Annotated in this window: 9 protein-coding genes; 7 read left to right on the top strand and 2 right to left on the bottom strand. The window is 71.0% G+C overall.

The annotated features are described in order from the left end of the window. Positions 1-13: 13 nt before the first annotated feature. Positions 14-853: a phosphatase PAP2 family protein gene (locus tag IAE41_RS11455; RefSeq protein WP_200733205.1), complete on the bottom strand. Its 840-nt coding sequence runs from the start codon at positions 851-853 to the stop codon at positions 14-16. Positions 854-1,096: 243 nt separating this feature from the next. On the opposite strand from IAE41_RS11455, the gene IAE41_RS11460 reads away from it, so the two are divergent. Together IAE41_RS11460 and IAE41_RS11465 are read left to right on the top strand one after the other, a co-directional pair. Beyond that, positions 1,097-1,975: a hypothetical protein gene (locus IAE41_RS11460; protein ID WP_200733206.1), complete on the top strand. Its 879-nt coding sequence runs from the start codon at positions 1,097-1,099 to the stop codon at positions 1,973-1,975. A gap of 11 nt (positions 1,976-1,986) precedes the next feature. Beyond that, entirely contained in the window at positions 1,987-3,189 is a 1,203-nt protein-coding gene (locus tag IAE41_RS11465) for a DUF4785 domain-containing protein (RefSeq protein WP_200733207.1), read from the top strand. A 192-nt stretch (positions 3,190-3,381) separates the two neighbouring features. On the opposite strand, the gene IAE41_RS11470 is transcribed toward IAE41_RS11465, so the two are convergent. Next, on the bottom strand, positions 3,382-4,203 hold the full coding sequence (locus IAE41_RS11470; protein WP_174208711.1) for an ATP-binding cassette domain-containing protein: 822 nt from the start codon (positions 4,201-4,203) through the stop codon (positions 3,382-3,384). A gap of 152 nt (positions 4,204-4,355) precedes the next feature. Between IAE41_RS11470 and IAE41_RS11475 the strand changes: the two genes are divergently transcribed. The 5 genes from IAE41_RS11475 to IAE41_RS11495 all read left to right on the top strand — a co-directional run. After that, entirely contained in the window at positions 4,356-5,558 is a 1,203-nt protein-coding gene (locus IAE41_RS11475; RefSeq protein ID WP_200733208.1) for a fatty acid desaturase, read from the top strand. Continuing rightward, positions 5,555-5,884 carry an EF-hand domain-containing protein gene (locus IAE41_RS11480; protein WP_079224554.1) on the top strand — a complete coding sequence of 110 codons (330 nt, stop codon included), beginning with the start codon at positions 5,555-5,557 and terminating at the stop codon, positions 5,882-5,884. The genes IAE41_RS11475 and IAE41_RS11480 overlap by 4 nt, the downstream gene beginning before the upstream one ends. Before the next feature lie 75 nt (positions 5,885-5,959). Beyond that, positions 5,960-6,772: a bifunctional DNA-formamidopyrimidine glycosylase/DNA-(apurinic or apyrimidinic site) lyase gene (mutM, locus tag IAE41_RS11485; RefSeq protein WP_200733209.1), complete on the top strand. Its 813-nt coding sequence runs from the start codon at positions 5,960-5,962 to the stop codon at positions 6,770-6,772. Positions 6,773-6,839: 67 nt separating this feature from the next. Beyond that, positions 6,840-7,406 (top strand): ECF-type sigma factor, encoded by a 567-nt coding sequence (locus IAE41_RS11490; RefSeq protein WP_079224557.1) that lies wholly within the window; start codon positions 6,840-6,842, stop codon positions 7,404-7,406. A 16-nt stretch (positions 7,407-7,422) separates the two neighbouring features. After that, a partial coding sequence (locus IAE41_RS11495; RefSeq protein WP_200733210.1) for a serine/threonine-protein kinase occupies positions 7,423-9,620 on the top strand: 2,198 nt, incomplete at its 3' end.

Here is a 9,620-nt window from a genome sequence, read left to right on the forward strand (position 1 = left end):
ATCCGCCCTGCGCTTACAGCGCGCTTTGCGGCCGCACCTTCAGCACCGCTTCCTCGGCCGCGCAGTCGCGGCTGGAATGCAGGCCGGCCTTGCGCGCATCGGCGATCTCCTTGCGCGCCGCCAGCAGATCCTTGTTGAACGCCGCGTTGTCATGCAGGCGGGCCACGGCGGCAGCGCCCATGAAGCGGCCTTCGAGGATGTCGCTCTGCCAGTGCACGTTGCACACCAGGCGGCTCTCGCCGTAGTTGCGGCCGCGCGCCTGGATGGCATCGGCGCGGTCGGGGGCGATCTCCGAAAGGATCAGCGCCCAAGCCCAGCCGATGGAGGTGTGGCCCGACGGATAGGAGCCGTTCCTGCGCAGGCCGGCTTCATCGTCCGGCGTGCAGGTCGGCTCGCCGTTGACCATGAACGGGCGCGGGCGCTGGTACTGGTTCTTGGCCGCCTTGGTGGCCGCGCTGGCATCGATGCGGCTGCGTTCCAGCAGGCGGTACAGGGCCGGGGTCTTCACCGCGTCCACGTCGATGTCGGCCGCGCAGGAGAACTGGTTGGCGCCGGCCGGGAAGCCGAGTTCGGCATCGCGGGTGGCCTGGGCAAAGCGCGGCGTGCCACGCAGGGCGCGGGCTTCGCGGCTGACCTGTTCGTCCAGCGCGAAACCGGCCGAACCGGCCGCCGGCGGCGCCGGCACCAGGGCGATGCTGGCCGGCACGGCCGTCTTGTCCAGGTAACCCACCGCCTTGGTGGTGATGGTGGCTTCCACCGCGGTGGGCGCGGGGGCGGTGGACGCGCAACCGGCCAGCGACAGGGCGATGGCCAGGCCGAGCAGGGGGCGGGCGGGGAGGGCAGGCAAAGACATGGGCAGGCTCGAGACAGGAAACACAGCGGCCATGATCGCAGCCCCTCCCGCCGCCCGCAGCGTCCATCGGTCATACGGCCAGACCCGGCATGGTGGCGCGCCGGGGTCACGATTCTGCAACAACGGCATCCATCGTCGCCAATCTCCCGAATACGGGCGCAGCGCACGGACTTTCACGCGCGTTCGCCGCCAGCATCGGCCCACAGCCGGGCCGGGGGGATCCGCTGACGAGGGAGAGATGCGATGCGCAGCACCGCAACAGGAAGTACCGCCCTGGCCCTGCTGCTGGGCCTGGCCAGCGCCCCGGCCTGGTCCGCCGACGTGTATGGCGTGGCCTTCGTGCACGGCACCGGCGCGCAGACCAACGCCACCCAGGACTACTGGCAGCCGGCCATCATCGACACCGTGCGCCAGGGCCTGCCGAACAGCAGCAACTACGTGGTCATCAACTGCGATTTCACCCAGTACATGTGGAAGCCGGAAGCCGCGGGCTGCCTGGCGGGACAGCTGACCGGCTTCATCGACAGCCGTGGCATCACCCAGCTGGTGGTCATCACCCATTCCAACGGCGGCAACGTGGTGCGCTGGATCCTGTCCAACCCCACCTACGACAGCCGCTACCCGAAGATCATCAGCACCCTGCGCAAGGTGACCGCGCTGGCGCCGTCCTCGGCCGGCACGCCGCTGGCCGACGCGGTGCTCAACGGCAACACCTTCGAAACCTCGCTGGGCTGGCTGCTGGGCTACAAGAACGATGCGGTACGCATGCAGCAGGTGGGCCACATGGCGACCTACAACGCGCAGAACCTGTACGGCACGGCGGGGCGCCCGGCACTGCCCAGGCCGTTCCGCGCGGTGGTTGGCAGCGATGTCGAATCGGCGGTGTGGGACAGCAACAGCTACTGCGGTGGCTACCCGGCCAATGTCGGCCTGGAATTCACCCAGAACTGGCTGTCGTCCTGCTCGGACGGTTTCCTGGAGTGCAGCAGCCAGAAGGCGGCCGGCACGCTGTGGTTCACCGACAAGGCGCGTACCCAGGGCGCCGAGCCGCTGAGCCACAACCAGAGCCGCCGCGAGTGCTTCGGCCTGGGCACGATCCTGCGCAACGACCTGACCCAGTGAGGGAGACGACCATGAAGATCCAATCAACCCTGCTGGCCGCAGCCGTGATCACAGCACTTGCCGCCGTGCCGTCCCATGCCGCGCAGGCGCTGCGTGCCGCCGCTGCCGGTGACCAGGTGCCCGCGTCACTGGTGGCCGCGCCGCTGCCGGCCGATGACAGCGAGCGTGTGCCGCTGGCCTTCGCCTGGGCGCTGGACCCGGCGCAGCCGCTGCAGGCACCGGGCGCCTACGCGGCCGTCAGCCGCAGCTACTGGCAGCAGGTCGACGCCGCCGAACTGCAACGCGGCCTGGACCTGCCGCTGACCGCACCGGATGCCGTGATCCAGCTCAGCCCGGGCACCGGTGCACGCGCGCTGCCTGCCGAGGCACTGCAGGTACGCGATGCGGCCGGCCGCAGCAGCGTGGCGCGCAGTGTCGATGCGCGGCAGCTGCAGGCCGCAGGCATGGCGGTGACCGATGGCAGCAGCATGCTGCGTACTGGCGCCAGCAGCGCGGTGGGCACGTACCGGCTGCAGAGCGCGCAGGCGCAGGGGCGCTACGTGGTGCAGGTGCTGGAGCCCAACAGCCCGGTGCGGCTGGAGGTGCAGGCCAGCCAGGCGCAGGTGCTGGCCGGTGGCAGCGTGCAGCTGCAGGCGCGCCTGCTGGAAGACGGCCCCAGCGCCGCGAAACTGGCCACGCGCCGCAGCAGCCTCGGCGGCGAAGCCCTGCTGGTGGCGCCCGACGGCCGCAGCTGGCCGCAGCGCCTGCTGCGTACCACCGATGGCAGCCTGCGTGCGCAGGTGCGCATTCCGGCCGAGGCCAGCACGGTGCAGGGCCTGTGGGAGCTGCAGGTGTTCGCCCAGGCCGATGGCGTGCTGCGCGATGGCAAGGTGGCCTTCGCCGTGGCGCAGCCGACCGCACGCTTCAGCGGCCAGGCCACGCCCGACGCGGCCAGCCGCCAGGTCAGCCTGCCGCTGCAGGTCGCCGCGGCCGGTCGCTACGAGGCGCGCGGCACGCTGTACGCCACCGGCGCCGATGGCCAGTTGAAGCCGGTGGCGCAGGCGCACGCGGCCGCATGGTTCGAGGGCGCTGGCCGTGGCGCGCTGGTGCTGCCGTTCGACCAGGCCGCACTGCCGCCCGGCTTCGGCGCGCCGTATGAACTGCGTGACCTGCAGCTGCAGGACCAGAGCCGGATGGCGCCGATCGAATCACGCGCGCTGGCGCTGCGGTTCTGAGGAGAAGGTGGCGGGGGGGGGGGGGCCCCCCCCCCCCCCCCCCGATTTTTTACCCCGGGCCCCCGGCGGGGGGCCGGCCCTTACCCCCCCCCCCCCCGCACCGCATGATGTAGAGCCGAGCCCATGCTCGGCTGCCGTTCCCGGTAGCCAGGAGCAGCCGAGCATGGGCTCGGCTCTACAGTGGCATGTCGATTACCCCGCGTACGCGGTCAAGACCCCATTCTGTTCCACCACGCTGATCGCCCCGCCGAATACCGCCGACAGCGGTTCGTCGCGCAGCAGTTCATCGCGGGTGCCGTCGGCCAGCACGCGGCCGTCGCGCAGCAGCACCACGCGTTCGATCTCGGGAATCACTTCCTCGATATGGTGGGTGACCAGCACCAGGGTGATGCCTTGCTGGGCCAGCACGCGCATGGTCGCCACCAGCTGCTGCCGCGCCACCAGGTCCAGCCCGGTGGAGGGCTCATCCAGCAGCAGCGCCTGCGGCCGGTTGACCAGGGCGCGGGCGATCAGCACCCGGCGGGTCTCGCCGGCCGACAGCTCGGCATAGGCGCGCTCGCGCAGGGCTAGTGCGCCGGTCATCGCCAGCGTCTCGCCCACCCGTGCCCGCATGTCCGCCGTCACCTCGCGGAACGCCGGCACCACATAGCTGGCGAAGAAGCCGGACAGCACCGCCTGTTCCACGGTCAGCCCGGGCATGTCGGACAGGTTGCTGCTGAGGTCGCCGGTGACGATGCCCAGCTGCGAACGCAGGCGATCGACCTGCCAGCGGTTCTGCCCCAGCACCTTCACCGCCACCCGGCCGTCGGCCTGGGCCAGCGGGTACAGCTCGCGGGTGATCAGCTTGATGAACGTCGATTTGCCGCAGCCGTTCGGGCCCAGCAGCGCGGTGTGCTGGCCCTGCGCGATGCGCAGGCTGAGCCCGTGCAGGACCTTCACCTGGCCGCGGACCACGCTGGCGTGGTCCAGTTCGATCAGCGGCGGCAGCTCCGCGGCGGACGGGGCAGTGGTAATGGCGCGGGTGCGCGGATCAAGGCTCGACAACTCAGGTCCCCAACTGTGAACAGTGCCACTTTATGACGGTGCACGACGACCGTCGCGAGGGTGCAGTTTGCAACTTAAGCGCCCATCATGTCTGCCATCCCGCGTCGATCTGGAGTGCCGCCATGCCCGATGCCCTGATCTCCCTGCTCACCGGTGGCGTGCTCGGCCTGGGCGGCTGGGCCATGCTGGCGGTGCTGCTGGTATTCACCCAGCTCACCATCTTCTCGGTCACGCTGTACCTGCACCGCAGCCAGGCGCATCGCGGGGTCGATTTCCATCCGGCCGTCGCGCATGTGTTCCGCTTCTGGCTGTGGCTGACCACCTCGATGATCACCCGTGAGTGGGTGGCCATCCACCGCAAGCACCACGCCAAGGTGGAAACCGAGGACGACCCGCACAGCCCGGTCACCCGTGGCATCGGCAAGGTGTTCTGGCACGGCGTGGAGCTCTACCGCGAGGCCCGCGGCATGCGTGCGGACATCGAACAGTACGGCCGTGGCACCCCGGACGATGCCATCGAGCGCCACCTTTACACCCCGCGCGCCACCCTCGGCCCGGTGCTGCTGCTGGCCATCAACAGCGTGCTGTTCGGCCTGCCCGGCGTGGCCCTGTGGGCGATCCAGATGGCGTGGATCCCGTTCTGGGCCGCAGGCGTGGTCAACGGCCTGGGCCACTGGTGGGGCTACCGCAACTACGAGTCGGCCGACACGTCCACCAACCTCACGCCGTGGGCGTTCTGGATTGGTGGCGAGGAACTGCACAACAACCACCATGCCTTCCCCAGCTCGGCGCGCTTTGCCATGCGGCGCTGGGAGTTCGACATCGGCTGGAGCGCGATCCGCCTGCTGCAGGCGCTGCGCCTGGCCAAGGTGCTGCGCGTTGCACCGGCCATGGACGTGCGCCCGAACATCGCCGTGCCCGATGCCGAGACCCTGAAGGCGCTGCTCTCGCACCGCTTCCAGGCGATGACCGATTACCAGCGCAACGTGTTCATGCCGGCCCTGCGCGAGGAAGCCACGCAGGCCGGGGCGAAGCTGCGCCGCCTGTTGCCGCGCCGCCTGCGGCGTGGCCTGGTCAACGATGGCCGCTGGCTGCAGCCCGACAGCCGCGCCCAGCTCAGCGCGTGGGTCGCGCAGCGCCCGCGCATCCGCACCCTGGTGGAATACCGCGCGCGCCTTGCCGCGCTGCTGGAAGCCCGTGGCCACGATGCCGCCGAGCGCCTGCGCCACCTGCAGGCGTGGTGCCACGAGGCCGAGGAAAGCGGCATCGCTGGGCTGCAGGCGTACGCCGCGCGGTTGAAGGGCTACACCCTGGTGGGCGCATGAGGCAGCTGCTGGTTCCGCTGCTGTGCCTGCTGCCGCTGGCCGCGGCCGCGCAGGTCAGTGACACCGCCACCTACCTGCAGCGCATGGACAGCGATGGCGATGGCAAGGTCAGCGAAACCGAATACGTGCAGTGGATGCTGTATGCCTTCGACCACATGGACCGCAACGGCGACGGTGTGCTGACCGCCGATGAACTGCCCGGTGGCAAGGGCAGGCCGATCACCCGCGAGCAGCAGCGCCAGGTGATCGTGCAGCGCTTCCACAAGCAGGACGCCAATGGCGATGGTTTCCTGGATGCACGCGAACTGTCGGCGCCGCCGCGCTGACGCTGCGGTAGCGCGATCACCGGTAGCGCCGGGCCATGCCCGGCGGCTTCGCATGGCCCGGCGTAGAATCAGCCCATGCCTGAACTGCCCGAAGTAGAAACCACCCGCCGCGGCCTGGCGCCGCACCTGGAAGGCCGCCGCGTCCACGGGGTGATCCTGCGCCGCGCCGACCTGCGCTGGCCGATTCCGCCGGAGGTGGCCGATCTGCTGCCGGGGCAGCGCATCGACGCGGTGCGCCGGCGCGCAAAGTACCTGCTGCTGGATACCGCCGTCGGCAGCGCCGTGCTGCACCTGGGCATGTCAGGCAGCCTGCGCGTGCTGCCGGGTGATACCCCGCTGCGCGCGCACGACCATGTGGACATCAGCCTGGACAATGGCCGCCTGCTGCGCTTCAACGACCCGCGGCGCTTCGGCAGCCTGCTCTGGCAGCCGGCCGGCGAGGTCCACCCGCTGCTGCAGGGGCTGGGCCCGGAGCCGCTGGACGACGCCTTCGACGGCGACTACCTGTTCGAACGCAGCCGCGGCCGCAGCGCACCGGTGAAGACCTTCCTGATGGACCAGGCGGTGGTGGTCGGGGTGGGCAACATCTACGCCGCCGAAAGCCTGTTCAAGGCTGGCATCAGCCCGCTGCGTGAAGCCGGCAAGGTCTCGCGTGAACGCTATCGTCGGCTCGCCCGCGAAGTGAAGGACACCCTCGGCTATGCCATCACCCGCGGCGGCACCACCCTGCGCGACTTCATCAGCCCCGATGGCGCCCCGGGCTACTTCGAGCAGGAGCTGCTGGTCTATGGCCGCGACGGCCTGCCGTGCCCGCAGTGCGGGCGCCCGCTCAAGCACGCGATGATCGGCCAGCGCGCCAGCGTGTGGTGCAGCCGCTGCCAGCGCTGAATCTCTTCATGCAGCGGACGCGGGCGGCGTTATAGTCCGCACAGCATCCGCTGCGGGGGAGGTTGCGATGGACGAAGGACCGGATATCACTGTCTGGCTGGATGCCGCGCGCGGTGGCGACCGCACGGCGCTGGACCGCGTGCTGACCACGCTTTACCAGGAACTGCACGGCATGGCCCGGCGCCAGCTGGCCGGCCAGCAGGGGCGCACCCTGGACGCCACCTCGCTGGTGCACGAGTCCTACCTGAAACTGCTGGGCAGCCGCGGCGCGGCGCGCTTCGAGGATCGCGCGCACTTCTTCGCCTATGCCGCCTCGGCCATGCGCAGCGTGGTGGTCGACTACGCGCGCAACCGGCTGGCACGCAAGCGCGGCGGCGACCTGAAGCGGGTGGCCGAGATCCCCGAGAACAGCAGCAGCGGCGTGCGCCTGGACGAAGACCTGCTGGCGCTGGATGTCGCCCTGGAGCGCCTGCAGGCGGTCGATGTGCACCTGGCGCGGGTGGTCGAGCTGCGCTACTTCGCCGGCCTGTCCGAACAGGAGATCGCCGAACTCAGCCAGCGCTCGGAACGCAGCATCCGCCGCGACTGGCAGAAGGCGCGGTTGTTCCTGCTGGCGGCGATGCGCGGCGACTGAGGCGCGCAGGCCGACTATGGATGCCGCGCGCTGGCAGCAACTGTCGTCCTGGCTGGACCAGCTGCTGGAGCTGGCCCCGGAGGCGCGGAAGCTGCGCCTGCAGCGCCTGGCCGAGCATGACCCGACCCTGGGCCGCGACCTGGAACACCTGCTGCTGCAGGAGGCCGACAGCCAGGAGTTCATGGCCCAGCCGCTGTGGACCGCACCGCCACCGGGGCGCGCCGGCAGCCAGGTAGGCCCTTACCGCCTGCTGGGTCCACTGGGCGAGGGCGGCATGGGTGAAGTCTGGCTGGCCGAGCGCTGCGACGGCCTGTACCAGCGCCAGGTGGCGCTGAAACTGCTGCGCAGCGGCGTGGCCGACCCCGGGCTGCGGCAGCGCTTCGGCCGTGAGCGGCAGATCCTGGCCCGCCTGCAGCATCCGCACCTGGCCCAGCTGCTGGATGCCGGCGTGGACCAGCACGGCCAGCCCTACCTGGCGCTGGACTACGTGGAAGGCGAACCGATCAGCGACTACTGCCGGCGCCTGCAGCCCCCGCTGGAAACCCGCCTGCAGCTGATGCTGCAGGTCTGCGCGGTGGTCAGCCATGCCCATGCCAACCTGGTGGTGCACCGCGACCTGAAGCCCTCCAACATCCTGGTCCGCGCCGATGGCACGGTGAAGCTGCTCGATTTCGGCATCGCCGCGCTGCTCGACCACGACGATGCCGACGCCACCCACCCGCCCACCGAGGTGCGCGCGTTCACCCTGCACTACGCCGCGCCGGAACAGGTGCGCGGCGAGGCGGTGACCACCCTCACCGATGTCTACTCGCTGGGCGTGGTGCTGTTCGAGGTGGTGACCGGGCACAAGCCCTACCGCCTGCGCCGGCACAGCGATGCCGAATGGGAACGGTCGATCCTGGACGTGCAGGTCCCGCGCGCCTCGGCGCTGCTGCAGCGCCTGGCCGACCAGCCGGGTGCCGCCCGGCGCGCGCTGCAGCGGCAGGCCCGGCAGCTGCGCGGCGACCTCGACGTGCTGCTGGAAAAGGCGCTGCAGAAGGATCCCGCACAGCGCTACGCTTCGGCCGAGGCGCTGGCCGGCGACCTGCAACGCTACCTGCAGGGCCGGCCGATCCAGGCCCGGCCGCCCGGCGTGGGTTACCGGGTGAACAAGTACATCGGCCGCCACCGCTGGGGCGTGGCGCTGGCCTCGCTGGCGGTGCTGGCGCTGCTCGGGACCACCTCCGTCGCGCTGTGGCAGGCGCGCCAGGCGCAGGTGGAAATGGCCCGCGCGCAGGCGATGCAGGATTTCACCGTCAGCCTGTTCGACAAGGCGGCCAGTGAGCGCCATGGCCATTTCGACGTGCCGCAGCTGCTGGCCACCGGGCAGCAGCGCGGTGAGGCCGAGCTGGCCGACCAGCCCCTGGCGCTGGCCGAACTGGAAGGCGTGATCGGCCGCCTGCGGATCGGTCTGGGCGACTACCAGCTGGCCCTGCAGACCCTGGACCAGCAGCGCCGGCTGCTGCAGCAGGTGGACGACGTGCCGCCTGCCCTGCAGCTGGAAGCGGTGACCCAGCGGGGCCGCGCGCTGCGCATGCTGGGCCGCGACCGCGATTGCCTGGCGCACCTGCAACCGCTGCAGCCATTGGCCACCAGCGAAGCCGACGCCTTGCCGGCGACGGTGGCCGAGTTCCACAGCCAGCTGGGCCGCTGCCAGGCGCAGCTGGGCAATGCGGACGCGGCCCGCGCGTCATTCGAACAGGCCCTCGCCCTGCGCCACGAGGGCATCGGGCAGCGCTTTGGCCGCGCCGAATCGCTGGCCGACCTGGCCGGGCTGGATGCCAGCGCCGGCCACCTGCCTGCGGCGCTGGCCGGTTACCAGCAGGCGTTGGGACTGCTGGACCAGCCGAGCGATGGCCGCAGCCCACAGGTGATCGGCCTGCACCGCCAACGGGGCGAAGTGCTGGCGCGGCAAGGCCGGACCGAGGCTGCTGCCAGCGAACTGGACCTGGCCTGGCAGGCGGCACAGGATGCCTGGGGCCCGCGCCATCCCGAGGCGCTGGTGGTGCGCCGCGCCCGCGCGATGCTGGCCCTGCAGCGCGGGCAGGGCGAACAGGCAGGGCAGGAGCTGCAGCAGGTCCAGGCGCAGTTGCTGGCCGCGTTGGGCCCGGCCCACCGCGAGGTGGGCCAGGGCGAGTTCGCACTGGGGCAATGGGCCAGCGATCGGGGGGATGC

Source organism: Stenotrophomonas sp. S39 (assembly GCF_016624665.1).
Classification (GTDB): Bacteria; Pseudomonadota; Gammaproteobacteria; order Xanthomonadales; family Xanthomonadaceae; genus Stenotrophomonas.

Bases quoted from the DNA above. Each gene is read 5' to 3' on its own strand.
- IAE41_RS11455 (WP_200733205.1), bottom strand. From the start codon at position 853: ATGTCTTTGCCTGCCCTCCCCGCCCGCCCCCTGCTCGGCCTGGCCATC.
- IAE41_RS11460 (WP_200733206.1), top strand. From the start codon at position 1,097: ATGCGCAGCACCGCAACAGGAAGTACCGCCCTGGCCCTGCTGCTGGGC.
- IAE41_RS11465 (WP_200733207.1), top strand. From the start codon at position 1,987: ATGAAGATCCAATCAACCCTGCTGGCCGCAGCCGTGATCACAGCACTT.
- IAE41_RS11475 (WP_200733208.1), top strand. From the start codon at position 4,356: ATGCCCGATGCCCTGATCTCCCTGCTCACCGGTGGCGTGCTCGGCCTG.
- IAE41_RS11480 (WP_079224554.1), top strand. From the start codon at position 5,555: ATGAGGCAGCTGCTGGTTCCGCTGCTGTGCCTGCTGCCGCTGGCCGCG.
- mutM (WP_200733209.1), top strand. From the start codon at position 5,960: ATGCCTGAACTGCCCGAAGTAGAAACCACCCGCCGCGGCCTGGCGCCG.
- IAE41_RS11490 (WP_079224557.1), top strand. From the start codon at position 6,840: ATGGACGAAGGACCGGATATCACTGTCTGGCTGGATGCCGCGCGCGGT.